Source organism: Arthrobacter sp. P1_H7 (genome assembly GCF_056405215.1).
Window position 1 is genome coordinate 166814 of record NZ_JBFUCO010000011.1, and the last position, 25607, is coordinate 192420.

19 protein-coding genes are annotated in these 25607 nt (G+C 69.9%); 3 read left to right on the plus strand and 16 right to left on the minus strand.

Annotated elements, in window-relative coordinates; genetic code table 11:
* The first annotated feature begins 3 nt into the window (after positions 1 to 3).
* Positions 4 to 642 carry a hypothetical protein gene (locus AC1DXI_RS13000; protein ID WP_476938974.1) on the plus strand — a complete coding sequence of 213 codons (639 nt, stop codon included), beginning with the start codon at positions 4 to 6 and terminating at the stop codon, positions 640 to 642.
* Positions 643 to 785: 143 nt separating this feature from the next.
* The gene (locus AC1DXI_RS13005) at positions 786 to 1052 is read left to right on the plus strand and encodes a hypothetical protein (protein ID WP_018772760.1); all 267 of its coding nucleotides are present in this window, start codon (positions 786 to 788) and stop codon (positions 1050 to 1052) included.
* Between the two features lie 17 nt (positions 1053 to 1069).
* On the opposite strand, the gene AC1DXI_RS13010 is transcribed toward AC1DXI_RS13005, so the two are convergent.
* Both AC1DXI_RS13010 and AC1DXI_RS13015 read right to left on the minus strand, forming a co-directional pair.
* Positions 1070 to 1402: a YegP family protein gene (locus AC1DXI_RS13010; protein ID WP_476938975.1), complete on the minus strand. Its 333-nt coding sequence runs from the start codon at positions 1400 to 1402 to the stop codon at positions 1070 to 1072.
* Positions 1403 to 1660: 258 nt separating this feature from the next.
* Complete coding sequence (locus AC1DXI_RS13015; RefSeq protein WP_476938976.1) at positions 1661 to 1816, minus strand: hypothetical protein; 156 nt, start codon at positions 1814 to 1816, stop codon at positions 1661 to 1663.
* A gap of 317 nt (positions 1817 to 2133) precedes the next feature.
* On the opposite strand from AC1DXI_RS13015, the gene AC1DXI_RS13020 reads away from it, so the two are divergent.
* The gene (locus tag AC1DXI_RS13020) at positions 2134 to 3201 is read left to right on the plus strand and encodes a quercetin 2,3-dioxygenase (protein WP_476938977.1); all 1068 of its coding nucleotides are present in this window, start codon (positions 2134 to 2136) and stop codon (positions 3199 to 3201) included.
* 126 nt (positions 3202 to 3327) lie between these two features.
* Here AC1DXI_RS13020 and AC1DXI_RS13025 read toward each other — a convergent pair whose 3' ends face one another.
* The 14 genes from AC1DXI_RS13025 to AC1DXI_RS13090 all read right to left on the minus strand — a co-directional run bounded on the left by AC1DXI_RS13025 (position 3328) and on the right by AC1DXI_RS13090 (position 25396).
* On the minus strand, positions 3328 to 4563 hold the full coding sequence (locus AC1DXI_RS13025) for a DUF3500 domain-containing protein (RefSeq protein ID WP_476938978.1): 1236 nt from the start codon (positions 4561 to 4563) through the stop codon (positions 3328 to 3330).
* Complete coding sequence (locus AC1DXI_RS13030; protein WP_476938979.1) at positions 4541 to 6166, minus strand: FAD-dependent monooxygenase; 1626 nt, start codon at positions 6164 to 6166, stop codon at positions 4541 to 4543. Before AC1DXI_RS13030 ends, AC1DXI_RS13025 begins: the two co-directional genes overlap by 23 nt.
* Positions 6166 to 7011, minus strand: coding sequence for a fumarylacetoacetate hydrolase family protein (locus tag AC1DXI_RS13035; RefSeq protein WP_476938980.1), 846 nt, complete (start codon positions 7009 to 7011; stop codon positions 6166 to 6168). Before AC1DXI_RS13035 ends, AC1DXI_RS13030 begins: the two co-directional genes overlap by 1 nt.
* 123 nt (positions 7012 to 7134) lie before the next feature.
* Complete coding sequence (locus AC1DXI_RS13040) at positions 7135 to 8058, minus strand: alpha/beta hydrolase fold domain-containing protein (RefSeq protein ID WP_476938981.1); 924 nt, start codon at positions 8056 to 8058, stop codon at positions 7135 to 7137.
* A gap of 94 nt (positions 8059 to 8152) precedes the next feature.
* On the minus strand, positions 8153 to 9160 hold the full coding sequence (locus AC1DXI_RS13045; protein WP_476938982.1) for an alpha/beta hydrolase fold domain-containing protein: 1008 nt from the start codon (positions 9158 to 9160) through the stop codon (positions 8153 to 8155).
* The gene (locus tag AC1DXI_RS13050) at positions 9157 to 11016 is read right to left on the minus strand and encodes a glycoside hydrolase family 3 protein (protein WP_476938983.1); all 1860 of its coding nucleotides are present in this window, start codon (positions 11014 to 11016) and stop codon (positions 9157 to 9159) included. The genes AC1DXI_RS13045 and AC1DXI_RS13050 overlap by 4 nt, the downstream gene beginning before the upstream one ends.
* Positions 11013 to 12032: an alpha/beta hydrolase fold domain-containing protein gene (locus AC1DXI_RS13055; protein ID WP_476938984.1), complete on the minus strand. Its 1020-nt coding sequence runs from the start codon at positions 12030 to 12032 to the stop codon at positions 11013 to 11015. Before AC1DXI_RS13055 ends, AC1DXI_RS13050 begins: the two co-directional genes overlap by 4 nt.
* On the minus strand, positions 12029 to 14743 hold the full coding sequence (locus AC1DXI_RS13060; protein WP_476938985.1) for an alpha-L-rhamnosidase: 2715 nt from the start codon (positions 14741 to 14743) through the stop codon (positions 12029 to 12031). Before AC1DXI_RS13060 ends, AC1DXI_RS13055 begins: the two co-directional genes overlap by 4 nt.
* A 6-nt stretch (positions 14744 to 14749) precedes the next feature.
* On the minus strand, positions 14750 to 17284 hold the full coding sequence (locus AC1DXI_RS13065; protein ID WP_476938986.1) for a beta-glucosidase: 2535 nt from the start codon (positions 17282 to 17284) through the stop codon (positions 14750 to 14752).
* Between the two features lie 105 nt (positions 17285 to 17389).
* Positions 17390 to 19696 (minus strand): alpha-L-rhamnosidase, encoded by a 2307-nt coding sequence (locus AC1DXI_RS13070; protein WP_476938987.1) that lies wholly within the window; start codon positions 19694 to 19696, stop codon positions 17390 to 17392.
* A gap of 108 nt (positions 19697 to 19804) precedes the next feature.
* Positions 19805 to 20812 carry an oligopeptide/dipeptide ABC transporter ATP-binding protein gene (locus AC1DXI_RS13075; protein WP_476938988.1) on the minus strand — a complete coding sequence of 336 codons (1008 nt, stop codon included), beginning with the start codon at positions 20810 to 20812 and terminating at the stop codon, positions 19805 to 19807.
* Positions 20809 to 22935 (minus strand): dipeptide/oligopeptide/nickel ABC transporter permease/ATP-binding protein, encoded by a 2127-nt coding sequence (locus tag AC1DXI_RS13080; protein WP_476938989.1) that lies wholly within the window; start codon positions 22933 to 22935, stop codon positions 20809 to 20811. The genes AC1DXI_RS13075 and AC1DXI_RS13080 overlap by 4 nt, the downstream gene beginning before the upstream one ends.
* Entirely contained in the window at positions 22932 to 23885 is a 954-nt protein-coding gene (locus tag AC1DXI_RS13085) for an ABC transporter permease (RefSeq protein WP_476938990.1), read from the minus strand. The genes AC1DXI_RS13080 and AC1DXI_RS13085 overlap by 4 nt, the downstream gene beginning before the upstream one ends.
* Complete coding sequence (locus AC1DXI_RS13090) at positions 23858 to 25396, minus strand: ABC transporter substrate-binding protein (protein WP_476938991.1); 1539 nt, start codon at positions 25394 to 25396, stop codon at positions 23858 to 23860. Before AC1DXI_RS13090 ends, AC1DXI_RS13085 begins: the two co-directional genes overlap by 28 nt.
* Between the last annotated feature and the right edge of the window lie 211 nt (positions 25397 to 25607).

Here is a 25607-nt window from a genome sequence, read left to right on the forward strand (position 1 = left end):
ACGGTGACGGCAACAAGTAGCTGCCGCGGGGCGCTTGGACCGGGCCCCGGCAGGGGGTTGCTGTTCGGCGTGCCGGCGGCGATAGCGGCAATGGTCATCAGCGCCTGCGGCGGTCCGGCAGGGAACCAGACGGCAGTGCCTGCGGCCGGCCCTACCGCGTTCGCCTGGTTCCGTGCCGGCCCGGCTCCCGCAGGATGGCAGGCCCTGGAACTTCCGGACGCAACAGCAGTGCTGGCCATCCCCCCTGATGCCGCTCCCGTCCCGGGCGACCCCGGCAGCGTATCCGCAACGGTCACCGCCCCGGACGGGGATCTGAGAATCTATCTCAATGCCACGCCGCAGCAGGGCGAGGAGTCGCTGGCCAATTGGTCCGATTTCCGGCTGGCCCATCTCACAGGCGAGAACGCCGCATCCGCGAGCCGGCTGCAGTACCGCACCGGCATGGAGTTCCGGGGAGGCACCGGTTCCTGTCTGGAAGACACGTACGTGACACGCATCGGTGCCCACAAATACCGTGAAATAGCCTGCCTCGTTGCAGGTGCCCGAGGAAGCAGTGTCCTGGTTGCAGCCGCGCCGGCCGATTCCTGGGACCGCTACAGCACCGTGCTGGAGCAAGCGGTGGACGCGTACGCCTCTCAATAGCGGCAAGCCCCCATCCCCATCCCCATCCCCATCGAACACAGTGGCCCGGATCCGTTGGGTGGGGCCAGCTGGTCTTGACCGGTTGGTTTAGGCACGGCGAAGGCGGGAGACTGGATCAACTCGATCACGAAAGTGGGAACCACATGATCAATCTCAAGCAAGATGCCGAGGGTTTCATCCGCATGAACCGGCATTTCCCGGAAAAGTCGCTCATCAGCATCACGTTCACGGACGGCTCAGAACACGTCTATTCCGGGCACCGGCTCAATGGCATCTATGACGAGGCCCTGGCAGAGTACCGGGCCCAGAACCACCTGGACGCCAAGGGGTTCTCGCGCGCCCCCAAGAAGACGGTCCAGCCCGCGAACAAGATCGAGTTCGTTCCGGTGCACGCCGGAATGGACCCGTAGCGGCAGCTCCTGCCGGATCAGCCGACGCCGACGGCGCCCGGCCCGTGCGCCGGGCGACGGAGGGCCCGGGCGCGGATCCGGAGGTCGTTGTCGTGCACCCGCCGGTCGACGCCAGGCACGGGGGTGGAGGAGGTCCGCGGCCGCGGTGCCGCCGGAGTTGCCGGCGGCTCCGGGCACAGATCACTGATCAGCCCCATGCCGGCGTACTCGCGGACCGCGGTGATGCCTGCAACCGCTGCAGCCTTGTCCGCGAAGCCCTTTGATACGGCCAGTACGGCCCCATCCGGTGACCTGAGCCGAAACCTGAAGCAGGCATCGGCATCTACGAAGAGTTCAAATGTGCCGGCCATGACGATCCTCCCGGTTCGCGGGCTCCCCTTCCGCGCATCATTGCCACAGGGTGAAGGGGAAAGCGTCGCTGCTGCCCGCTGGTTTGGTTTCTCCTCGCGGCTGAACAGATGATGTCAGCCCGTGTTATCAGTCTCGCTGCGGCCGTGAAACGCCCACAAGGCAGGTCACGTAAATCCTAGGTAAATAGAAGCCAACAGCCGTGCGCAGCCGCCGTCGGGTCTGCCGCGGGCAGGAATATTGCCGGCTCCGCGGTGCCCCTACAGGGGCGGCCAATGGTCGCGGCAGTAGTCACCGCGGCTGGCGCCCGGGGACCCCGGCGGGATGGCCCGGTCCCAGGCGGGGGCGACGGCGTCGCTCCGCTCGGAAGGCTCGGCCGCCGCTGCGCGGCTTGCATCGCCGGGCAGCCAGGTCATGACTGAATCGTTGGACAACGTACCCCCCATTGTTGTTGGCTGGAGGCGCACCGGCTCGCATTACGGACCGCCATGCGCCTCACGCAAGACTAGCCGGGAGGACTGACGCCAAAACAGGGACTTTGGACCGTATCGGCGAAAGCCGCAGGCGCCTAGCCGTTAGCGCCCGCAGGACGCCGTCAACGGCTTTTGGCGCCCGACAGCCCGGAGCGAAGGGCAGAAGTGTTTCATCCAATGGAATTGGAAGTCGCCGCGGCGGAGAATCAGGGGCAGTCTTGGGGACAGCCCGCGCTCCACAGACAGGAAAGAAGGATGCGATGTCCCTCAGCGTTGAGGAAATGAACAAACAGCTCCCGGTGGCGAATGTGCTGCCGGGCGACGCCGTCCCGTACTACATGGCGTCGGGCGAAGGCGCCCGCTATGAGATCAACGGCCAGCTGGTCACGGTGATCGCCCGGGCGGCGGACACCGGCGGGATTTTCAGCGCCGCCTACATCTCCGGCGGCATGGGGGCCGAATCGCCGTTCGTGAGCCACGCGGTGGAACACAAAACCCTGTACGTCTTCGACGGCATCCTGCACGTCTGGCTGCCGGGCGAAAGCCGCATCCTGACTCCCGGGGATTCCGTGGTGATCCCGCCGGGAACCCCGCACGCGTACCGGATGGCAAGCCACTACACCCGTTTCCTGAACTGGATGACCCCCGGCGGAGCCGAGGCCTACTACGAACGCGTCGGCACTCCCATCGATTCGCACGTTCCGCCTGTCACCCCGGGCCGGAAGCTCGGCCGCCAGGAGTGCGCGGCGGTGGGCGCCGAATTCGGCATGACGTTCCCCGACGTCGAACGGGTAGCACCGTCTTTCCGGCAGGACGCCGGACTGCCGGCCGCCCAGAGCCCGTACTTCCTCAGTGCCGGCGAGGGCGAACGGATGGTCAGCTACCAGACCATGTTCACCTACTTGTCCCGGCCGGCGAACACGGGATCGAACTACTTCGCCGTCCACACCAAGGGCGCCAAGTCCCCCTACATTCCGCTGCATTTCCACGAACAGCACACGGAAAACTTCCTCTGCACCGAGGGCCGGATGTGGATCTACGCCAACGGTCGCGAAGTGCTGCTCACCAAGGGCGACTTCCTCCACGCCCCGGCCGGGACCATCCACTCCTTCGCCTTCGATTCCCACAACACCCAGATGGTCGGGTTCCTGACGCCGTCGGTGTTCAACGGCTTCTTCGAGTACTTCAACAAGCCCACGGAGGACTACATGTACACCGAGGGCGGCGAGCCCTACATGGACATGGAGGGCTTCGGCCGGGCCCAGGCCGAGATGGACCTGACCGTGGTGGGTCCCCCGCCGCAGCGCAGGGCCGCGCTGGACATCTAGGCGGCCTTGGCATCTGACCCGGCTCTCTGGTCCGGTTGCACGTCCCACCGGAATGGCCCGGAACCCCTGCGGGGGTTCCGGGCCATTAGCGTCGGTGCACGGTTTACTGGCGGTTCATGGTGCGTGTCAGTGCACAGCCTGGCGGACCAGCTCGCGCCCGTAGTCGTTACCGTTCGGGGTGCGCAGCACCGTGTGTATGTGGAACGGGGCCGGGGTGTCATTGCTGAGGAAGACGCCGGTGTGGTGGTCCAGTTCCATGACCAGCACGGGGCTTTGCAGGCGGAAGTAGAAGGCGTCCTGCGCCTCCCATCCGCCGATCCAGCAGAACCAGGTTTCGTCCCAGTGGGCCGCGATCTCCCGCCGGCGCGCGGTCCGCGGCCCGTCGGGGAGGTGCGCGATGAAGTCTGCCACGAGCTCGTCGAGGATCGCGCATGCCGCGGCGGGCATCGCGCTGACCGGGATGCCCTCGTAGGGAATCACGCGGTTGTCCTGGAAGCAGCCGGCCAGGTGCCGTTCGTCCCCGGGGTGCAGCCGGCCCTCGGGCATGGCGGGATCCTCCATGTCCGCGAAAAGCGTGGCCTCGTCCCGCAGCGGCCCGGGCAGGGACTGCATGAGACGCCGCGCCAGGGCGATCCGCTCCTTGAAAACGGTCACGCCCTGGTGCGGGCCGGCGTCGATGACGTCCGGTTCGGCGCCGAGGAACACCGGGGAGACCACCAGCTGGGTCCCGGCCACCAGGACGTTGAGCGCCACGTGGTGGCCGAAGAGCTGCCAGCCCCACGGGGCAGTCTCCGAGGGCTCACCGTAGAGGGCGAAGTTGTAGCTGAACTCGTTCATCAGCTGCGGCAGTTCCACCAGGTCGCCCAGGAATCCATTGATCCGCATCAGGTTCCGGACCAGCTCGTAGCCGGCCGGGCTCAGGCTCGCCGCCAGGACGGCCAGGATCCGTTCGCGCACGTCCGGGTCCAGTTCGTCCAGGCGCAGGCCCGTGTCATGCTGCAGGAATTCCGGGTTGGCCCAGCTCTGCCATTCGTGGGCGTCCACCCCGTAGCGGAGCTGTCCGGCCTGCGCCGGCGTGAGTCCTGCCAGCAGGTCCCGGGCGGCGGCTGTCATCGCGGCCGCCGGCGCCTCCTCCCCTGCCGGTGCCGGCTCGAGGGGGTACAGCCCGGTCCGGCGGACCCCGTCGCTGGTCACCCCGGTGAAAGGCTCGGGGTAGTGGGCGGCCCAGCCCTGAATCATCGGACCCGCGAAGGGGTCGGTCTTCGCCGCCTCGGCGTAGCCCCGGGCATCCAGGCCACGGATCAGCGCCACCCGAGGGTGGTCGGGCGGGTAGAGATAGTCACGGAAGGACGGCACAGACACGTGATCTCCTGTCGGGGTCTTCGGATGGGGTTGCCAGCGGCCAGCCGGCGGCGACGCCAATGGCCGCGGCGGCCGCCGCGGGATCGGTCCCCCGCCAAGCGACGTGCTGGTCCGGGCGGACCAGCACGGCGGCGCCGCCCAGGCTGTCGCGGTCCACCAGGAGGGTGAAGCCGGTGCCCAGCAGGTCATAGAGCGACGTCGTCGCGTCGAGCCAGGCGTGTGGCAGTAGCGATCCCGGGCTGGCGGAGGGGACGTAGTTGATGGGGTCCTCGACGGGGACGGGCAGGCCGTCCGGGACCACCAGCGGTGAGGAGCCGTACGTGTAGCCCAGCACGAGTCCCAGCGAGTCGAACTCGCTTTGTTTGACGGCCAGCGCCTCCCTGGCGGCCTGCCGGGCTGCCTCGCCGTCCGCATCCGCCCGGCCCAGGGCCGGGTCCGCGAAGTGGTAGGCCAGCGACTTCCCGTTGGCGGCGGCGTCGCGGATGGTCCGGGCTGCGACGGGCCGGCGCTCCAGCTCGTAGCTGCCGGGCAGGGCCGGGCCTGCCCAGCCCTCCAGGGCGGCGGCGATCTTCCAGGCCAGGTTGGCGGCGTCGCCGATGCACGTGTTGAAGCCGTGTCCGCCCCAGGGCGGATTCAGGTGTGCGGCGTCCCCGACGAGGAACACGCCGTCGTGCCCGTATCCCGGGGCGAGCAGCATGCGGGCCGTCCAGGGGTCGGTGGCGATGACCTCGACGTCGACGTCGGCCCCGACGAGCGTGCGGACCAGATGTCCGGCGTCGGGTGTTCCGCTGCCGTCCACGCCCTGGATGATGGCCCACCAGGTGCTGCCGAGATCCAGCCGCCCCACCATGCCCGAAACCTCGGGTCCCAGGACCCAGTACTGGACGGCCGGGTCCAGGGTGATCGCGGCGGCGAGAGTGTCGGAACGGAACAGGACACTGATGTTGGAGAGCTCGGCGGAGCCGCCGGCGAGGCGGATGTTCAGCCGGCGGCGCACGGTGGAGGAACCGCCGTCGGCCGCGGCGATGAAGCTGCAGTCCACGGCCTTGCGCCGCCCGGTTGCGTCGGACACCGCCACGCGCGAGCCAAAGCGCGGCCGGCCGAGACCCGGCGTGCGGCCGCCCTGGTTGATGTCCAGGTCTTCCACGCTCAGGCCGGTCAGCAGCGTAATGAGCGGGGATTCGGCGGCGGCCTCCCGGAGCACGGCCTCCATGACGGGCTGCGGGACCTGCTGCCCGCATTCCGGCTGTGGGCCATACCGGCCCGGGACGAGCTGGAAGGCCTGGCGGAACCGGGTGACTTCGTGGCCGGTGAGGGCGGAGCAGAAGATGACGTCCTGGGCGTAGGCGACCGGCAGCGGGGCAGCCTCGCGGAGTCTCCCGGCCAGCCCGAGGCGGCGCAGGTGCGTCATGGTCCGGGCGTTCGTGGTCTTGGCCCGCGGCCGGTCCGGGTCGATGCTGGTCCTCGGCTCGATGACGAGGCTGTGGACGCCGCGGTGCGCCAGGTCCAGGGCCAGGAACAGCCCGCTGGGTCCTCCGCCGGCGATCAGTACCGGCACCCGCTCCGGCAGGTCGCCGAGGGCCGCGTTGTCGACGGCCGTCATCAGGCCCGGGCCCGCAGCGACGGCCCGCCCACGGGCGTGGTGAGCGTTCCCAGGGTGTCGATCTCCACTTCGACCGTGTCGCCGGGCTGCAGGAGCCACGGCGGGGTCCGTACGTAGCCGACCCCTTCGGGGGTTCCCGTGGCGATGACGTCACCGGGATGCAGGGTCATCGTCTGGCTGATCAGGGCGATGATGGCCGGGACGGAGAAGATCATGTCCCGGGTGTTGCCGTTCTGGACCTCGGTCCCGTTGACCCGGGTCCGGACCTGCAGTCCCTCGCGAAGGTCCCCGGCCTCGTCGCGGCTGACCAGCGGGCCGAGGGGGCCGCTGAAGTCGCCGTTCTTGCCCAGGGTCCACTGCGCGGTGAGCTTTTGGGCCCGCCGCGCGGTGAGGTCGTTGAACGTGGAGTAGCCGAAGACGGCTTCCGCGGCGGTGGCTTCGTCGGCGGATTCAACCCGCTGGCCCACGTAGGCGGCGACTTCGCCTTCCCAGTCCAGCCCGGCCTCGCTGGCGGGCACCGGCGCGGGGACGTTGCCGACTGACAGGGAGGCGGTCCACCGGCCGAACAGCGTGGGGTACTCGGGCACGGAGAAGGAACCCTCGGCCGCGTGGGCCCGGTAGTTCAATCCCACGCAGATCACGCGGGCAGTGGGCGGGACCAGCGGCACTTCTGTGACGTCCGCCCGGTTCAGCGACGCGCCGCCCGCCGTCAGGGACAGGGACTTTTCCTGCCAGCCGGCGGCATCCGCCCAGAAATCCTGGACCGGAGCCAGCGGGTGGACCCGGCTGTCCGCCAGGGCCGCAACCCAGGCCGCGCCGTCGTGGGTGATGCCGATGTACTGCATGTGGAGGGCCTTTCAGGTTCCGCCCGGACGGGCGCGGGGTAATGGTGATCGTGGAAAATAGGCACAGCAAAGCGGCCCGGGTCAGGCCGGGGCCCGCACATCGCGGCGGCGGGGACAGTTCCCTCAGGGGACGTGGGCCTGGCGGAGGAAGAAGTCGACGGTGGCGTCCATGGCCTTCTCCGCGGCCGTCTGGCTGTGATCGGGCAGCACCCACATGTGGTCCGCGTCCTCGATCAGGAGCAGTTCGACGTCGGTTCCGGCGGCTTCCAGCGCCGCCGCCAGGGACGTCGACTGGGCCGGCGGGACGAAGCGGTCGGCGGTCCCGTGAACCAGGAGGAACGGGGGCGCCGCCGGCGTCACATAGCCCACGGGGCTGGCGGCGGCGGCCTTGCCGGGGACCTCTGCCAGCACCGCTCCGATGAGCAGTTCTTCGCGGGACCCGGGGTCGTCGGCACGGGCGACGGCGTTGGGCAGGCTTTGTTCGGCCATCCGGGCCAGGTCCGCGGGCGCGTACCAGGCGGCCACGGCAGCGACCGTGCCGGTGGCCGTGGCGGCAGCGGTTGTGGCGGCGGTTGTGGCGGCAGCGGTTGTGGCGGCGTCGGCGGTGGCGGCGCCGGGGGTGAGCCCCACGAGGCTGGCGAGATGTCCGCCCGCGGAGTCGCCCCATGCGTAGATCCGGTCAGGATCCACGCCGTACTCCTGGGCGTGGTTCCGGAGCCAGCGCACGGCGGCCTTCGCGTCCTCCAGCTGCGCCGGGAAGCGGGCGGCCGTGCTGAGCCGGTAGTCCGCGGAGACCACCACGAATCCCGCGTCCGTGAGCCGCCGGAACGGGCTGAACCCGAAACCGTCCAGCACCGGGCCGAGGGAGGATCGCTCCCCCGTCCGCCAGCCGCCGCCGTGGAAGTGCACGATCGCGGGGAACAGCTTCGCAGCCCGCCCTTCGGCGGGGTGTTCTTCTGCGGCGGGGAGGTAGAGGTCCAGCAGCAAGGGTTCTGCGCCCCCGGGGCAGGCGAACTCGATCCCTTCCAGGATCTGTTCTGCTGTCATCGTCGGCTCCATCTGCTGCTGGCCGGCTCGAGGTGTTCCGGCGTCTGAATCAAGGGTGTCGGATACCGGGCCGCGCCGGCACCGGGCATTTCAATCATTGGAACGGCTTTGCCTCCACCAGGGCCCGGGCCAGGAAGGCGAGGCCTTCCTGCACGATCCTAAGCCCCGCGGAATGGTTGAGGTAGCCGTGGACAGCACCGGCTTCGAGGCGGAAGTCGACGTCGGTTCCGGCACGCCGGAGTCCTGCCGCGAACGCCTCTGCCGAGTGCCGCAGGTCGTCGTATTCGCACGCGATGACCGCCGCGGGCGGCAGCCCGGCGGGGTCGGCGTTGCCGGGCATGGCGTAGGAGGACGCCATGCCGACGGGACCGCCGATGTAGTTCTCCACGAGGGCGCGGCAGTCATCGGAAGTGAAGCGCAGCAGCCGCGGAAGCCCCTCGAGCACTCCGGCGACGTCCAGCGCCCGGGCGGCGCCGGGCCCGTGGACCGGCCCGGTGCCGGATCCGGCGCCGGGCTCTGGCAGCTCGGCGTGCAGGAACGGGTACGCGAGCAGCAGCTTGGCCGGCAGCGGCAGACCGGCGTCCTTGAGGAAGAGCGCGGCCCCGACGGCGAGATTGCCGCCCGCGCTGGCGCCGCCCAGGCACACCCGGGCGGGGTCGGCGCCCAGCTCCGCGGCGTGCTCCACGGTCCAGAGCCAGGCGGCCAGGACGTCCTCGTGCGGGACGGGGAAGTGCACGCCGTCGCGGGCCAGCCGGTAGTCCACGGACACCACCACGCTGCCGCTGCGGGCTGCGATTTCCCGGGCCAGTTGGTCCGCCTCGCGCATCTCCGGACCGCCGCCGGCAAAGCCCCCGCCGTGCATCCACACGAGCGCGGGAGCCTCGCGTCCCGCGCCGCCGCCGTAGACCCTGACCGGGACCGTCCCGTTCGGGCCGCGGGCCCCGGCTTCCCGGAAACGGACCTCCGGAGCCTGGTAGGGCACGGCGCCGCCGCTGAACGCCTCGAGCCGGCCCAGTCCGCCGGGCTGGCCCAGGAGCTCAGTGAACGAGCCCGCTCCGGCAAGGTGGTGCAGGGCCCCGGCCAGGTCCGGATCCAGGCTCATGGCCGGGACCCGGTCACGGACCGGGCCCAGGGCAGCGGAGCCCCCAAGCCAACCGTGTCGGCAGAGTCGGCGGCGTCTGCGGCCCCGGCCGCGCCGGGGCGTCCGGCCGGGGGCAGGGACAGTCCGTGGCCAAAGCGGAAGACGGGGTCCTCCGTGTCGAACGGCATGTCTTCCCGGGAGGCTTCGACGGCGGCCATCGAACGCGGGAGGTCGAACGGCAGCCGGCCCTCCGGTACGGCACGGCCGGTGAGGATGTCCGCCAGCGCATCGGCGTCGGATCCGTAGTTGGCCAGCAGGGCCGCGGCGTGGTCGGCGAGTTCTGGCAGGACGGCGGGCCGCTCCAGGTTGATGTCGATCACCGTGGGGACGGCCCGGCAGATGGCGGTGACGCGTTCGATCTCCTCAGGGGCGAAGGCCAGGTTGCCGCAGTGGAAGAAGGATTCGAAGCCCTCGCCGCGCACTTCGAACGGGGTCCGCAGCCGGAGGATGGCGAGGTCCGCGGCCTCCGGCGTCGGAACCGGGATGAAGCCCGGCCCCAGGTCCGCGACCGTGATGCCTTCGAGGTAGACCCTGGCGCCGGCGGCGAGCGGCAGGAGGGGGCCGCCGTCGACGTCCTTGTTGGCCAGGAGCGTGTAGGAGCGGCGCTGCATGGCCCGGCCCGCCGCGCGGAACTGCGGGGTCCCCACCGAGGCGTCGGAGGCGGCAGCGTCCACGAGGGGGTTCTCGAAGAGCCCCAGGCGGAACTTCTCCTCCAGCAGTTTGCGGACGGAGACGTCGAGCCGGTCTTCGCTGAGCTTGCCCGCCCGGACGGCGCCGGTCAGGAGGTCGACGCAGCTTTCGCCGCCGATCTGGTCCACGCCGGCGTCCAGCGCCTTGAGCAGCCGTTCCTGCGGGGTCAGGTGTTCCACGCCCCACGCCCTGGCCGGGAACACCCTGCCGAAGATGTCGCCGTCAGTGAGGATGCCCCAGTCCGAGCAGACGATCCCGCCGAAGCCGAGCTCTTCGCGCAGGAGTTCGGTGAGGACGCGCTTGTTGAAGGCGAAGCCCACTTCCTCATATTCCGTGCCGACGGGCATGCCGTAGTACGGCATGATCTGCCGTGTGCCGGCGGCGACGGCGGAACGGAACGGCAGCAGGTGGTAGTCGAAGTTGCCGCCGGGATAGACCTGTTCACGGCCGTAGCTGAAGTGCGGGTCCTCCCCGTCGAGCTGGGGGCCGCCGCCGGGGAAATGCTTGGTCATGGTGGACACGGACGCCGGGCCGAACGCGTCGCCCTGGAAGCCCCGGACATAGGCGCCCACCAACTCCGCCGCGAGCTCGGCGCTTTCACCAAACGTGGCCGCGCCGCGGGGCCAGCGCGGTTCGGTGAAGACGTCCACCTGCGGGTGCAGCGCGGCCCGGATGCCGACGGCGAGGTACTCCTGCCGGGCGATGTCGGCGAACTCCTCCACCGCGTTGGGGTCTCCGACGGCGGCGAAGCCGAGCGCCTCGGGCCACTGGGAGAACGGGCCGGCCAGGGCCCCGGTGCCGGGGTTGTCGGTGTAGGCGTGGCGCGGGTCGGTGGAGAGCGTGACGGGGATGCCCCAGCCGGTGTCCAGGGCGAGGCGTTGGATGCTGTTGTGCCATTCGGCGAGTTCCCTGGCCTGGGTCGCGGCGCCGATGATGTTGAAGTGGTTCATCCGGCGCTCACCGATCAGTTCCACGGCCGGGCCGGTACCGAGCGCGAACGGCAGCGCGCCGTGGAACATCAGGCCCGCCTTGTCCTCGAGTGAGAGCCGGGAGAGCAGGTCCTGGACGCGTTGGCCGACCGGAAGGGTGGCGTCCTGGTACGGGTAGCGGGCGGTTGCGGGGGTCATAGCTGGCTCAATTCGTTGGAAAGGAAGGTGATGGCGGTGTCCAGGATGCTGTCTATCCGGTCTTCTGCGCCGAAGAAGCAGTGGTCGGCGCCTGCGATGACGACGACGTCGTTGCGGACGCCGGCGGCGCTGAGGGCTTGCGCGAGGAGTTCGCTCTGGGACAGGGGCACGAGGGCGTCGCTGTCGCCGTGGATCAGCAGGAACGGCGGCGCGCCGGCGCTGACGTGGCCGAGCGGACTCGCGGCGGCCAGCCGGTCCGGATCGCTGGAACCGCCAATGAGCATGGGTCCGGGTTCCATGCTCATGCCTGCCGGAACGGCGGCAACCATGGGTCCGGTGAGGAGGCCGGCCGGGAGCTGCATCGGGGGCATGAGGGGCAGCGAGGACACGCCGTAGAAGTCCACGACGGCGCTGACGGCACTGGAGTGTCCCTGCGCCCCGAGCCCGCCCTCGAGGTCCTCCCGGTCGCCGGTCAGGCCCAGCAGCGCGGCCAGGTGGCCGCCGGCCGATTCGCCCCAGGCGCCAAAGCGTTCCGGGTCGATCCCGAGCTCCTGTGCGTGCGCGCGGAGGTAGCGGACCGCCGCTTTCAGGTCATGCAGCTGGGCCGGGAAAGGGGCTTCGAGGGCCAGCCGGTAGTCGACGGTGGCGCAGGCGATCCCCGCCGCGTTGAGCCGGGAAAAGACGGAGTCCGCGGGGAACGTGGGCGGCAGTTCACGGCGGTCCCCCAGCTGGAAGGCGCCGCCGTGGACCCACAGCACCATTGGAACCGGCCCGGGCACCGGACCCCCTCCGGTCCGCGGGAGCCAGATGTCCATGGTCAGCGGCCGGAACCCGACGGTCCGGGCATAGTTGACTTCGCGGTGGACCGCGGAGACCTCGGACACCTGCACGGCCACGCCCGGGCCATCGAAGGCAGGGAACGCGGGGAACGCTGGACCAGAAGGAGGGCCGTCCTTCCCTGCGGCGGTGTTGAGCTCTGCCGCCGTGTCAGCAACTGCGGGTTCGATAAGGGTCATGGTGCGCTCCTGATGAGGTGGGGCAGGGATTCAGTTCCCGCCGAAACGGCCGGGCCAGCCGTTCCCGCCGGTCCAAGCGGGACGGAGAAGGTGTGCGTTCCGGGCCCGACGACGGCGCCCGCCCGGCCGGGCAGGCGGACTTCGGCGCTGGTGCCGGCCGGCACGCCGGCGTTCAGGGTCAGCTCGCCGTCGTCGATCCGCCAGCTGGCCGCAATCAGGCCCTGGGGGCCGCGGTGGGACGTGCTGGCGGATGAGAGGCCTGCGCCGGGGCGTGGTTCGATGATGAGTTGTTGATAGGCCGCGCTCCCCGGTACCTGGCGGAGTCCGGCGGCGTAGCGGTGCAGGAAGGACACCACGGCGCCCTTGCTGTAGTGGTTCAGGGACTGCTGCGCCGTGCCGTCCGGGCCGATGCCGTTCCAGGCTTCCCACATGGTGGTCGCTCCGCGGTCCACCATGACCAGCCAGGACGGTTCGGTGTCCTGCATGAGCAGTTCATAGGCCAGGTCAAGGTGGCCGTTGTCGGCAAGGACGGGCAGCAGGTCCGCGGTGGTGAGGAATCCGGTGCCCAGGTGCGTGCCGGCATCCCGGATGAGGCCGGCCAGCTGCGCCGCGACCGCCGCCCGGTGCTCCTCGGCGACAAGGCCGAAGGCGAGTGCCCGCACACAGTTCGCCTGGCTGGGGTCGAGCAGTTGCCCGGTGTCATTGACGTATTCGCGGGCCCAGGCGTCGCGGACGTTGGCGGACAGCCCTGCCAGGGCGGCGGCCTCCGTAGCTTTGCCCAGGACGGTGGCGATCCCGGCCATGATGGCGGCGGAGTGCCGGTAGTAGGCGGTGGCCACGATGCCGTGGTCGGCGGACCTGGCCGCGAACAGGTCCGGTTCCGGCCCGTCGGGTTCGAGCCATTCACCCCAGTGGAAGCCGGTGTCCCACAGATACTGTTCGTGCGGTTCCGGTGCGGGGCGGGCGGCGGTCCGGGCTGGGTGCCGGGCACCTTCGGCTGTGCTGCGGATGAACCCGAGCCAGCGGTTCATGGCCTCCCAGTTCTGCTCCAGGATGGCCGTGTCCCCCGTGGCCCGGTAGATCTCCCATGGCACCAGCACGATCGCGTCCCCCCAGCCGGCCGAGCCGTTGACAAAAGCCATGTGATCGGCCGCGGTGGCCTCCGGGCCAGGCGACGGCGAAATGTTGACGATCACGCCGTTGTCCCACTGATCCGCCCGGACATCGTTGAGCCACTTCCGGGAGAAGCCGGCAACGTCGAAGAGGTAGGCCGCGGTGGGCACGAACACTTGCCAGTCGCCGGTCCAGCCGGCCTTCTCCCGCTGCGGGCAGTCCGTCGGGACCTCGCAGGCGTTGCCGCGGAAGCTCCACTCGACGATCTCGTGCAGCTTGTTGAGCCGGTCATCGCTGCAGCTGAACGTGCCCACGGGTTCGAGGTCGGTCTGGACCATGCGGCCCACGAGGTCCCCCGGTTCCAGCGGTTCCGCCAATCCCCGGACCGAAACGTACCGGAAGCCGTGCGTCGTGTGGCGCGGCTCGAAGATTTCACCCGGCGCGCCGGAGGACACCACGGAGTCGATCTGCCCGGCGGACAGGAACTGGCCCGGGTTGCGGAAATCGTGCGGCCGCAGGTGCTCCTGCGTGACCTCGCCCGCGTCGTCCAGGGCTTCGCCGTACACCAGCGTCACGGCGTGGCCCGGGGCGCCGAGCCGGGTCAGGCGCACCCAGCCGTTGATGTTCTGGCCCAGGTCCACCACCTGGTGGCCGCTGGTAAGTCGGGTGATGGAGGCCGGGGCGATGTCCTCCACGGCGCGGGTAGGCGGTGCGACCGGCCCCGTCAGGGTTTCAAAGCTGCCGTCACGGAGCACAGCGTGTACGCGACGGTTTCCGGGGCGAACGCCTGCGGCACGGAAGTCGACGTGCTGCCCGGCCATGAGGTCCACGCTGACAATTTCGGTCGGCGTCACCAGCCAGGTGTCATCGGTCCCGACCACCGTCCGAGCCGCCGTGGACGCCACCTCGATCTGCACCAGCAGCCCCGTCGTGGTCCCGTACATGTCGGCATCGCGCGTGTACCCGAACGTGCCGCGGTACCAGCCGTCGGTGAGGACGCCCGTGACGGTGTTGCTGCCGGCGTGCAGCAACGCTCCGACGTCGAACGTCTGGACTTGCAGGGTGCTGTGGTAGCTCGTGGCGCCCGGGGTGAGCTCCTGGTCCCCTACCCGGTGGCCGTTGATGAAGAGCTCGTAGATCCCGTGGGCGGTGGCGTACGCCCGGGCTGAGTCCGGGACCGCGTCCAGCTCGAACGTGGTGGACAGCGCGTAGCCCGGGCGCTCGCCGGGCGCGGGGATGGCAGGCTCGCCGGGGCCGATCCACTGCGCGGTCCAGTCGGCGGGGTGCAGCAGGCCCAGTTCGACCGGCATCGGTTCCGCCCAACCGGAGGCTGACTCGCTGCCGTCCGCGGCAAGGTCCCAGGTCCGCACCGTCCATTCAAAGCGGTCCCGGGAGCCCAGCGCCGGGCCGCCGTAGGGCACCAGGCGGTGGGTTCCCGATTCCACCCGGCCGCTGTCCCAGCCGTTGCTGGCGGTGATCTGGTAGGCGCTTTGCCGCACCGTCCCCTCCGGCGGGGTCCAGCTGAGCCGGGGACGGGTGGTGGTGATGCCGAAGGCCTCGTTGAGGTGCTCGGCGCGCAGGCGTGTGGGGTGGTTCATGGCTGCCTACCTCATCCCGTCGAGGGCGGGGACGGACGCCGCCGGCCGCGAAGACGCCGTCGGCCGGATGGAGGCCGCGGGCCGAATGGAGGCCGCGAGGGGTCCGGCGAGCGCGTCGCGTGCGTTGCCGGCGTGCCCGGCGGGCGCGATCCTGAAGGTTGTCTCCTCCCCGCACCAGCCGCGCCCGGCGTCCCAGTGCTGGAAGGACCGCCCGGGCAGTGTCACCCGGATGTCCCGGTGTTCCCCGGCCGGGATGAGTTCGGTCGCGAAGCCCGCCAGCCAGAACTCGGGCCGGTCAACGTCGGTTTCCGGGGCGTCGGCGTAGATCTGTGCCAGGTATTTTCCGGCCCGGGACCCGGTGTTGCGGACGGTCAGGACGGTGTGCACGTCGTCCCCGGGTGCCGTTGCCCCCAGCAGCGTGAACCCCTCCACCGCGAAGGTGGTGTAGCCCAGGCCGTGGCCCAGCCAGTACGCCGGAGCGGCAGCCTGCGGGGTTTGCCTGGCTTGCTTTGCCCAGCCGCGGTAGCCGACATCCAGCCGTTCCGTGTACTCGAGCCGGCCGTGCCGGGGGCGCGTGTCGCGGACGGGGGCATCGGCCAGGGCGGCCGGCCAGGTGGTCGGCAGGTGCCCGCCGGGTTCGGCGTCGCCGAACAGCACATCGGCCAGGGCGTTCCCGAATTCCATGCCCGGGAACCAGACCAGGAGCACCGCAGCGGCGTCGTTGCGCCAGGGCATCTCCACCGCGGCACCGGCGTTGACCACCACCACGGTGCGTGGGTTCGCTTCGATGACGGCGCGGACGAGGTCGTCCTGCCGGCCCGGCAGCGCCAGGGAGGTCCGGTCAAAGCCTTCGCTTTCGACGGCACCGGAGGTCCCGACCATGACGACGGCGACGTCGGCGGCGCCGGCCGCGGCAGCGGCCTTGGCGATCTCCCGGTCCGCCGATTCCCGGGGTTCGTCGATGGCCAGCCCCACGCGGAACAAGGTGGCCTTCGGATGCCAGGTGTACCGCAATGTCAGACGCACCGGGGTTCCGGCGGTCAGGTCGACGCCGGCTGATTCGTCTGGCGCGCCAATCAGCACGGCTTCAATGTCGGCGTAGCGGTCCCGCGAGTCCGCGCCTGCCACGGCGTCGCCGTCGACCTCGAGGCTGGCGTGGCCGATGCCCTTGAATCCCAGCTTCCAGGTCCCGGAGACGTCCGGCGTGAAGATTGTTTCGACGTCGACGGCGGTGGCGCCGGCGGGGATGGCGCCGGCACCCCGGGTGAGCGTGGTCCGGGGACCGTATTCCTCCGCGACTGTGCCGGCCGGTCCCCGCCAGGTCAGCCGGACGCTGCCCTCCCCCTTGCCCGGGGCGTGGCATTCCGCGGTCCGGGGTTCGCGAAGGCCCTCGGAGAGCCAGGCACCCTGGACGGTGGTGAGCCGGACGCCGTCGCCGGCCCGTGCACGCAGGCCCGCGGCGGGCGCCACCGTGTAAGCCGGGAACACCGAGGCGCTGCCGCCGCCCTGGGTCCGGGGATCCAGCGCCGCCGGTCCCACCACTGCGATGGCGCTGAGGTCCCCGGGTGAGAGGGGAAGGACGCCGGCCGGATTTTCCAGCAGCACGAATCCTGCCGCGGCGGCCTCCCGGGCCACGGCGGCGCCGGCTTCGGGTGCCGCGGGCCCGTTCCGGCGGCCCTCCTCCACCCGGCGGCCCAGGGTGACGAGCCGGCGCACCTTCTCGTCGATCACGGCCTCGGAAACCAGGCCGGAGGAGATGGCTTCCACCAGCCCGTCACCCCACAGCTTCTCCGGTCCCGGCATGGCAAGATCCGTGGCCGAAAGGGCGGACTCCACGCTGGAGTACACCGCGTGCCAGTCCGAGACTACGGCGCCTTCGAATCCCCACTCGGTTTTGAGCGGGTTCTCCGTCAGGGGATTCTCGGTCATGGCCTTCCCGTTCACGCCGTTGTAGGCCGCCATGATCATCCAGGGGCGGGCCTGCCTGACGACTCGTTCAAACGGTGCAAGGTACACCTCATGCAAAGTCCGTTCGTCGAGCACGTTGTTCACGGTGGTCCGCTCGGTCTCGGCCTCGTTGGCGACGAAGTGCTTGGGGCAGGCGCCGATGCCCTGGCCCTGGATGCCGTCCACGTACGCCGCCGCCAGTTCACCGGTCAGGAGCGGGTCCTCGGACAGGCACTCGAAGTTCCGGCCTGCCAGCGGTGAACGGTGCAGGTTCATCGTGGGTCCGAGCACCACGTCCACCTCCTGGCGGCGCGCCTCGGCCGCGAGCAGCCTCCCCACCCGCTCCATCAGCCGCCGGTCCCAGGAAGAAGCCAGGCACGTGGCGGACGGCAGGTTCACCGAGCCGGCCGCCTCGGTATCGCGGTGGCCGCGAACGCCGACGGGCCCGTCGGAAACCGTGATCTTCGGCAGTCCCAGGCGCGGCTCGGCCTGGGTAAACCAGAGGCCGGAGCCGCTCAGGAGCCGGACCTTGTCGGCCACCGGCAGGGTGCGGATCGCTTCTTCGACGTCGGCGTCAAAGCTCGTGAAAGTCATTCCTTGGTGCTCCTGATCGTGGGTTTTCGTCAGCTACCAGCATGGGTTTGCGGCGGCGCGCCCGGACAGCGCAGTTTCATTGGTTGACACGGCGCTGCGGGGAACTCAGGACGCGACCGCTGCTGAAATGGCGGCGGCGGTCAGGCGGTGCGTGCCCGCCCCGACGGTTTGGCCGTCCTGCCCCGGCAGCCTGATCTCCGCCTCCACGCCGTCGGGGATGCTTGCTTCGACCTCAAGCACTCCGTCGCCGGTGGTCCGCCACTCGACGGCGATGGTGCCGTCCGGGCTGCGCAGGCTGGTCCTGGCCCAGTCGATGCCCTCGCCGGGCAGGGGCGCGATCAGCACCCTGGAGTAGCCCGGGGCGAGGGGCCGGATTCCCCCGACGTACTTGTGCAGCCAATCAGCAATGGCGCCAAGCGCGTAGTGGTTGAAACTGGTCATTTCGCCGGGGTTGATGGTGCCGTCCGGGAGCATGGAGTCCCACCGTTCCCAGACGGTGGTGGCCCCCATGGTCACCGGATACAGCCACGAGGGGCATTCCTGTTCGAGCAGGAGCCTGTACGCCTCGTCAGCGTGTCCGGTATCGGCCAAGGCGCCGGTGATGAAGGGGGTCCCGGCGAACCCGGTGGAGACGCGGTAGTTGTTGTTCCGCACCAGTTCGGCGAGCCGGTTGCCGGCAAACTCGCGCTGCCGGCCGGTCTGCAGGATGTCGAAGGCGATGGCCAGGGCGTAGACCGTGGTGCAGTCGCTGTGCACGGTTCCGTCGGCGGCCACGTAGTGGGTGTTGAAGGCCGCTTTGACCCGCTCGGCGAGGCGGCCGAACGCGGCGGCGTCGGCGTCGTGTCCGAGGAGCGCAGCCGTCCGGGCGGTGATGGACGCCGTGCGGTAGAGGCACGCCGTGGCGACGACGCCGGTGTCCGCTTTGGCCGCCCACGGCTGGTCCGGCGCGGCGTCCGGGTCCAGCCAGTCGCCGAACTGGAAGCCTTTATCCCATAGCCCGGCGGGCGAGAGCAGTCCCTCCACCCGGCGCGTGTGGGAGGCCATCGAATCGTACTGGTCCTTCAACACGGTGTCGTCGCCGTAGGCCTCCCACAACGCCCACGGAACCCACACGGACGCCTCGCTCCAGATGGCCGAGGATTCCGGTGCCGGGAATTCCGGCGGCTGGGGGCAGTACTTCAGTGCGTCCGGCACGGTGATGGGAACGAGTCCGCCGGCAGCCTTTTGTTCCGCGGCAAGGTCCCGGAGCCAGTCCTGCAGGAAGCCCTTGACGTCGTACAGGAACGCGGCCGTGGGGGCGAACACGGCGATGTCCCCGGTCCAGCCGAGCCGCTCATCGCGCTGCGGGCAGTCGGTGGGGAGGTCCAGGAAATTGCCCTTGAGGCCCCAGACGATGTTGCGGTGCAGCTGGTTCACCAGCGGGTTGGAGCACTCGAAGCTGCCGGTGCGTTCGAGCTCGGAGTGCACCGCCACGGCTTCGAGGGATTCCGCCGTCAGCTCGCCGGGCCAGCCGGATACTTCCGCGTAGCGGAATCCGTGGAAGGTTTTGCTGGGTTCGAAGAAGTCCTTGGCGCCGGAGAGGATGAAGGTGTCGGTGGCGGCGGCCGAGCGCAGCGGCCGGGTTCCCAGCTCACCGTCCTCGAGGACTTCGGCGTGGCGCACGGTGATCGTGGTGCCGGAGTCGCCCCGGACGGTGAAGCGCAGCCAGCCGACCAGGTTCTGGCCAAAATCCACCAGCGTCTTGCCGGCCGGTGAGGTGAAGACCTCCACCGGTTTGATGACCTCGTTGCGCACCACCGGCGGCCCGACGGGATCCGCCAGCCGGCTGGCGTCGAACTCCAGCGCATGGACCCCTGCCCAGGCGCCCGCCCCCACGGAGGTTGCGTCGGCGTTGAAGCCCGGCCGGGCCCAGCCTGCCGGTTCCCGCCGCGCGTCGATGCGCTGTCCGTCGTAAAGATCGTTGGCCGTGGTGCCCGAGGGACCGGACTGCCAGGACGTGTCCGAGGCGACCGACTGGACGTGGCCGTCGGCGAATTCGATGTCCAGCTGTCCGTAGAACCCGAGTTCATCGCCGTACAGGCCCGACTTGCCGTGCCAGGCCAGGCGTCCGCGGTACCAGCCGTTGCCGAGCGCAACGCCGATCACCGTAGCCGGCCCAACGAGCGCGGTCACGTCGTAACTGCGGTAGCGCAGGCGCCATTCATACGAGCTCCAGCCCGGACTCAGCACGTCCTCCCCAACCGGGACGCCGTTGATCTGCGCCTCGTAGATGCCGAACGCCGTTGCCCGCAGGAGCGCGCGCTTCACGGGTCCGTGGCCTGCGTCGAGCCGGAATTCCTTGCGCAGAAGCGGGGCGCCGTCGAAGTCTTGATCGGGCGCGATCATCGTGGCGGACCAGGGTGCCGGGGTCATGTGGTGTCGTCCATTCGTGTCGGGAGTTGGCATGCTGTGGGAGTTGCCATGCTGTGGGGGTGCGCGGTACCGCTGGCGTCGCGGGATCAGGACCGGCACGGGTTCGGCTCAGGCGTAGTGGCAGGCGACGTCGGACGCGCCCACGCTCCGCAGGGCCGGTCGTTCGGTCCGGCACAAGTCCGTGGCCAGCGGGCAGCGCTGGCTGAAGGGGCAGCCGCCGGGAGCGGCAGCGGCGGCCGCCGCGGTCCGCACGCCCAGCGCTTCGCGTTTTTGCCGCCGTTCGGCCTGTTCCGCCGGGCGGGGCACGGGCGAGGCCGCCACGAGTGCCTGGGTGAAGGGGTGTTGGGGCGACTCGGTGACATGTGCCGCGGGACCGCTTTCCATGACCTGGCCGCGGTAGAGCACCACGACGCGCTGGGCGAGGAACTGGACCACGGAGATATCGTGGGCGATGAACAGGTAGCTCAGCCCCCGCTCATCCCGGAGGTCGGCCAGGAGGTTCAGGACCTGGGCCTGCGTTGAGAGGTCCAGCGCGCTGACCGCTTCGTCGCACACCACGAGTTTCGGCTCGCAGATCAGGGCCCGGGCGACGGCGATCCGCTGCCGCTGGCCGCCGGAAAACTGGCCGGGAAAGCGGTCCACGGCCTCGCGCGGAAGCCCCACCCTGGCCAGCATGTCCTCGGCGCGCTGCCGGGCTTCCCGGGCGGCCACGCCGCGGATCCGCAGCGGTTCGGCCAGTGACGCGCCGATGCTCTGCCGGGGGTTGAGCGAGGAGTTCGGGTCCTGGAACACGGCCCGGAGTTCGCCGCCCAGTTCACGCCGCCGCGCGGGGCTGGCATGGGTGATGTCCGCGCCGTTGTAGCGGACCGAACCCCCGCTGCACTTTTCCAGGCCCAGGATGGCTTTGCCGATCGTGGACTTTCCGGAGCCGGACTCCCCCACGAGGCCCACGGTCTCCCCGGGCCGGATGCTGAAGCTCACGCCGTCCACCGCGGCCGGCATCGCGGCGGCGCTCCGGCCCCGGCCGTATCGGACCACGAGGTCCACCACGTCAAGGAGCGGCTGCTCGGGAGCCTGCGCTGTTCCGTCCTGGCGTACCGCTGTTTCGATGCTCATGGCCTGTCCTTCTCAACTGTGCTGTCCATCTCAAGAATGTCGAGGACACGGTGGGCGGGTACTTCGGTGGCCACCCAGGCCAGGCCTTCCACGGCCAGTTCGTCGGCCTTGACGCAGCGCACCAGGCCGTCGTCGGAGCCGGAGGGCACCAGCGGGACCGGCGCCACGCAGGCAGAGCCGGCGAACTGGCACCGCGCCACGAACCGGCACCCGCCAGGCCAGTCCTTGGGCTGCGGCACCTGGCCGTTGATGGTTGCCAACCGCTCGGGCATGTCCTCGGCGGTGTTGGCGTGCGGGTCGGCGGCCAGCAGCGCCAGGGTGTATGGGTGGCGGGGGTTGTCCAGGATGTTGGCCGTCCGGCCGCTTTCCACCACCTGGCCGGCATACATCACGGCCACGGTGTCGCAGATGTCGGCCACCACGCCGAGGTCGTGTGTCACCATCACCACGGACATACCGGTGTCCTTGACCAGTGCCCGCAGCAGCGAGAGGATCTCGGCCTGCACCGTCACGTCCAGCGCCGTGGTGGGTTCGTCGGCGACCAGCAGCCGGGGACGGCCGGCCAGGGCCAGGGCGATGGCCACGCGCTGGGCCATGCCGCCGGAGATCTGGTGCGGGTAGGTGGTGAGGATGCGGGCGGCGTCCACGATGCCCACCTTTTCGAGCAGGTTCAGGGCTTCGGTGCGCGCTTCGGCTTTGCCCATGCTCCGCAGGCGCCGGATGGCGGAGACCAGCTGGTAGCCGACCGTGAACATGGGATCGAGGGCCCGCATGGGTTCCTGGGAGATCAGCGCGATCTCCCGGCCCCTGACGCCGGCCAGCTCATTTTCCGTGGCGGCCGCAAGATTCCGGCCGTTCCACAGGATCTGGCCTCCGGTGGCGGATACGCCGGAGGGCAACAGGCCCAGCAGGGACAATGCCGTCATGGTTTTGCCGCAGCCGGATTCGCCCACGAGCCCGAGCACGGTCCCCTGTTCGACGTCGAAGGAGACCTCCGTGACCAGCGGCGTGCCGCCGTCGACGCCCACCGAGAGCCCGCGGACGCTCAGGAGGCCGGCCGTGGCGGGTTCGTCCGGCGCCGCGGACAACGCAGCGAACGGCGTAGCGGCAGCGGTGGACGGCGCAGCAGCGGACGCAGCCGCCCGGCGTCGGCGGTCCGCGGCGGAGGGCAGATGGGAGGCGGCCGCATTCGGGGCCTTCCCCAGGGCGTTGCCGATGGCGTTGGCCGCGAGGACCGTCAGCGCGAGGACCGCACCGGTGGGGACCATCAGCCAGGGGGCGTCGTAGACGTGCTGGGATGCGCCCTGGATCATGCCGCCCCAGCTGGGCTGCGGGATGGGCGGCCCGAATCCGATGAAGGCCAGGCCGGCCTGGATCAGCATGCCCACCGCGAAGATGAGGGCGGACTGCACCACGATCGTGTTGTTCAACCCGGGCAGCACGTGCCGCAGGCTGATGCCGAGCGTGCTCACGCCGTCCACCTTGGCGGCGTCGACGTAGAGCTGTGACTGCAGCGCGGTGGCCTGGCCCAGCATCACGCGGTAGATGCCGGCCGAGATGAGGACGCCCAGGATCGCCATGACGACGGGAATGTTCGTTCCCACGGCACCGATGACCGCCAGGATGATCACGGTACCGGGCAAGGACATCATGACTTCGGTGACGCGGCTGATCGGCCCTTCGGTCCGTTTTCCCGCGGCGGCGACCATCGCCAGGACGGTGCCGAGTCCGACGCCGACAATCACCGCGATGAGCGATGTCCCCAGGGTGCCGGCGGCTGCGGCGAAGATGCGGCTGAGCAGGTCCCGGCCCAGTTCGTCGGTGCCCAGCCAGTGGGCGGCGGTGGGTCCGGACAGGATGGCGGCGAAGTCCTGGTCCTCGGTCTTGTACGGCAGCCACCACGGCGCCGTGAGGGAGGCGACCACCAGGGCCGCAAGCCAGAGCACCCCTGCCACGGCACCGGGTGCCGCGAACAGGCGGTGGGCCTGAATCCGGCCGACCGCGGCCTTGGGGCCGGGTCCGGGCCTGCCCGTGGCGGTGCTGGCGGGTGTGGCTTCGCCTGTGCCTGTATCTTCCGCATTCGTGGTGGCGGGAACGGGCGCGGGGGCAATGGAAGGGATCATGAGGCACGCAACTTCGGGTCGAGAAACTTGGTGGCGAGTTCCAGCACGAGGTTCACGGCCACCACCACGACGGTGGCGACCACCACTACGCCCTGCACGGACGGGGCGTCGTGGGTGCTGACGGAGGTCTGGACTGCCTGGCCGAGGCCCGGCATGGCGAAGAGCTGTTCCGCGATCACGGAACCGCCGAACAGTCCGATGAACTGCAGGGCGATGCCGGCCACGATCGGCAGGCTGGCATAGCGCAGGGCGTGGATGTACAGGATCTTCCAGGTCGGGGTGGCCGTTGCCCGCAGGGTCCGGATGTGTTCCTGCTGCAGCGCCTCCAGCATGGAGGCCCGGGTCTGGCGGGCGATGAACGCCGCACCGCCCACGGCGAGGGTGATCACCGGCAGGGCCAGGGACAGGGCCCAATCCTGGGGGGAGACCTCAAAGGGGACGTAGCCGGTGGCCGGAAAGACCGAGGACTGGACGGCGAAGAGGTACACAAAGATGATGCCGATCCAGAAGGCCGGCAGCGCCACGGCGAGGCCGCAGACGGCGCCGACGATCCGGTCGACCAGGCCGCCGCGCACGGCTGCCGTGACGCCAAGACCGATTCCGAGTACGGCGCTGAGGAGCGTGGCTCCGGCGGCGAGGGCCGCCGTTACCGGCAGCCTGCTGGCCAGGTCGGCGCTCACGGAGCGGCCGTCGATCAGGGACACCCCGAAGTCACCCTGCGCGGCGCTGCCGAGCCAGCGGAAGAACTGGACGGGCAGAGGATCGGACCAGCCGAGCCGAACGTTGACCTCCTCGATGGCTTGCTGGGTGGCGCCGGCGCCGAGGGACACGGCTCCGGGGCTGCCCGGCATGGCGTGCACCAAGAGGAATGCCAGCACCGCGACCACCAGCACGGTGGCCAGCGCCATGAGCAGGCGCTTTGCTACGTAAATCGCCATGATGACCTCCATTGGTCAGGTCCTGCCGGACGGCCTTCGCCTGGGGTGAAGGCCTGGTTGGTGAGGGATTCGAAGAGCGGGATCATCCAGCCGGATTCGACCAGCCGGGTGTTGAGCTTGGTCAGCGCCGCCTTCCGGGCGGCATCGTCCTTGGCGGCGGCGACCTCGCCGGTGGCGGCGCTGAGCTGATCGTCCGTGGCCTTCTGGACATTGGTGAAGCCGTTGAGGATCGCGCCGTACATCAGGCCCACCGGGTTGTCCCAGCCCAGCGGCGCGTAGCCCAGCGGGGTGGTGGCGACGGCGGCGAACGCCTCATCGGTCGACGTCGCCATCTTGACCTGCATGGTGATGCCGACGGCGGCCAGGTCCTTCTGGACCGCCTGGAGATCAGTCTGCGTGGTGGCGCTCGCGACGATGGTGAATTCAAAGCCGTTGGCGTAGCCGGCCTCCGCCAGCAGGCTCTTGGCCTTGGCGGGGTCGTAGGCGAACTGCGAATTCAGTGTCTCCGTGAAACCGGCTGAATCCTTGGGCAGGGCGTTCCACGCCGCGATGTCACCCTTGTGCAGGGCATCGACCAGGGCCTGCCGGTTGATGGCGTACTGGAACGCCTGGCGGACCTTTTCGCTGGCGAAGGCCGGCGATGTCTTGCCGGTCTTGTCGAAGGCGACCATGGTCTGGACCGTGCCGCCGATCTGGGAGACGCCCACCCCCTTGGCCTTGACGAAGTCAACGGTCGGTGAGGTCAGCTGGGCGATGTCCACCTGCCCGGAGACGAGGGCGTTGGCGCGGGCCTGCGGATCCTGGATGACGCTGAAGACGATCTTGCTGTAGGGGTATTTCGCGGCGTCGGTGTTCTTGTCGTTCTTCTGCAGGACGTACTTGTTGCCCTTGACCGTGGTTCCGGAGTCCAGCGTGTACGGGCCGGAGCCGTCCGGCTTGGCGGCCAGGCTTGCCTTGTCCGCGGCCCCTGCCTTGCCAACGATCATGCCGAGGGTGGAGGTCAGGTTCTTCTCGAAGCCCGGCTGCGCCTTGGCGAAGGTCAGGGACACCTGGGTGGGGCTCAGGACGTCCACGGACGTCAGTTCCTGGGCGCCGCCCTTGGCGATGGCGGAGTACGCCGAGAGGGCGGGATCCGTACGGCGGTCGAAGTTGGCCTTCACCAGTGCCGCGTCCAGCGTGGACCCGTCCGTGAACGTCACGCCCTGCTTGAGCGTCAGGGTCAGCACGGTGTTGTCGGCGTTGTAGCTGAATCCGGTGGCCAGGCCCGGGCCCACGGAGCCGTCCGCCTTCAGGGTCATGAGGTTCTCGTAGAGGCCTTCGAAGAACTGACGCTGGGCGTCGGAGACCCGCAGCGGGTCGAATCCGAAGGACGCGCTGTCACTGTCGACGCCGATTGTCAGGGTGGTCTTGTCCACGGTGGAGGCCGCCTGGCCGGAGCCGCCGCAGGCGGTCACGGAGCTGAGCATCAGGACACCGGCCAGAACGGCCGCGCTCCGTCGGGCGGTTGGGTTCAGAAGTTTCATGTAGTGCGCCTTCGCATTCTTTCCAAAACAACGGGGATTTTCGGCATCTGGTGGAGGTCGTAACTGGAGCGGACCAGGCCGGACGTTGGCAGGCCGGCGCCGGTGCGTTCCGGGCCCTTTCCCCCAGATGCGGTCGGGTGGACCGGCTTCATCAAGAGTCGTAGGCGGACGCCATGCCGACACATGAGATTTTCATTGGTTGGAACACTAT

Bases quoted from the DNA above. Each gene is read 5' to 3' on its own strand.
- AC1DXI_RS13040 (WP_476938981.1), bottom strand. From the start codon at position 8,058: ATGACAGCAGAACAGATCCTGGAAGGGATCGAGTTCGCCTGCCCCGGG.
- AC1DXI_RS13005 (WP_018772760.1), top strand. From the start codon at position 786: ATGATCAATCTCAAGCAAGATGCCGAGGGTTTCATCCGCATGAACCGG.
- AC1DXI_RS13070 (WP_476938987.1), bottom strand. From the start codon at position 19,696: ATGACCCCGGCACCCTGGTCCGCCACGATGATCGCGCCCGATCAAGAC.
- AC1DXI_RS13010 (WP_476938975.1), bottom strand. From the start codon at position 1,402: ATGGCCGGCACATTTGAACTCTTCGTAGATGCCGATGCCTGCTTCAGG.
- AC1DXI_RS13055 (WP_476938984.1), bottom strand. From the start codon at position 12,032: ATGACCCTTATCGAACCCGCAGTTGCTGACACGGCGGCAGAGCTCAAC.
- AC1DXI_RS13080 (WP_476938989.1), bottom strand. From the start codon at position 22,935: ATGATCCCTTCCATTGCCCCCGCGCCCGTTCCCGCCACCACGAATGCG.
- AC1DXI_RS13015 (WP_476938976.1), bottom strand. From the start codon at position 1,816: ATGACCTGGCTGCCCGGCGATGCAAGCCGCGCAGCGGCGGCCGAGCCT.
- AC1DXI_RS13075 (WP_476938988.1), bottom strand. From the start codon at position 20,812: ATGAGCATCGAAACAGCGGTACGCCAGGACGGAACAGCGCAGGCTCCC.
- AC1DXI_RS13065 (WP_476938986.1), bottom strand. From the start codon at position 17,284: ATGACTTTCACGAGCTTTGACGCCGACGTCGAAGAAGCGATCCGCACC.
- AC1DXI_RS13030 (WP_476938979.1), bottom strand. From the start codon at position 6,166: ATGACGGCCGTCGACAACGCGGCCCTCGGCGACCTGCCGGAGCGGGTG.
- AC1DXI_RS13090 (WP_476938991.1), bottom strand. From the start codon at position 25,396: ATGAAACTTCTGAACCCAACCGCCCGACGGAGCGCGGCCGTTCTGGCC.
- AC1DXI_RS13060 (WP_476938985.1), bottom strand. From the start codon at position 14,743: ATGAACCACCCCACACGCCTGCGCGCCGAGCACCTCAACGAGGCCTTC.
- AC1DXI_RS13050 (WP_476938983.1), bottom strand. From the start codon at position 11,016: ATGACCCCCGCAACCGCCCGCTACCCGTACCAGGACGCCACCCTTCCG.
- AC1DXI_RS13035 (WP_476938980.1), bottom strand. From the start codon at position 7,011: ATGCAGTACATCGGCATCACCCACGACGGCGCGGCCTGGGTTGCGGCC.
- AC1DXI_RS13085 (WP_476938990.1), bottom strand. From the start codon at position 23,885: ATGGAGGTCATCATGGCGATTTACGTAGCAAAGCGCCTGCTCATGGCG.
- AC1DXI_RS13020 (WP_476938977.1), top strand. From the start codon at position 2,134: ATGTCCCTCAGCGTTGAGGAAATGAACAAACAGCTCCCGGTGGCGAAT.
- AC1DXI_RS13045 (WP_476938982.1), bottom strand. From the start codon at position 9,160: ATGAGCCTGGATCCGGACCTGGCCGGGGCCCTGCACCACCTTGCCGGA.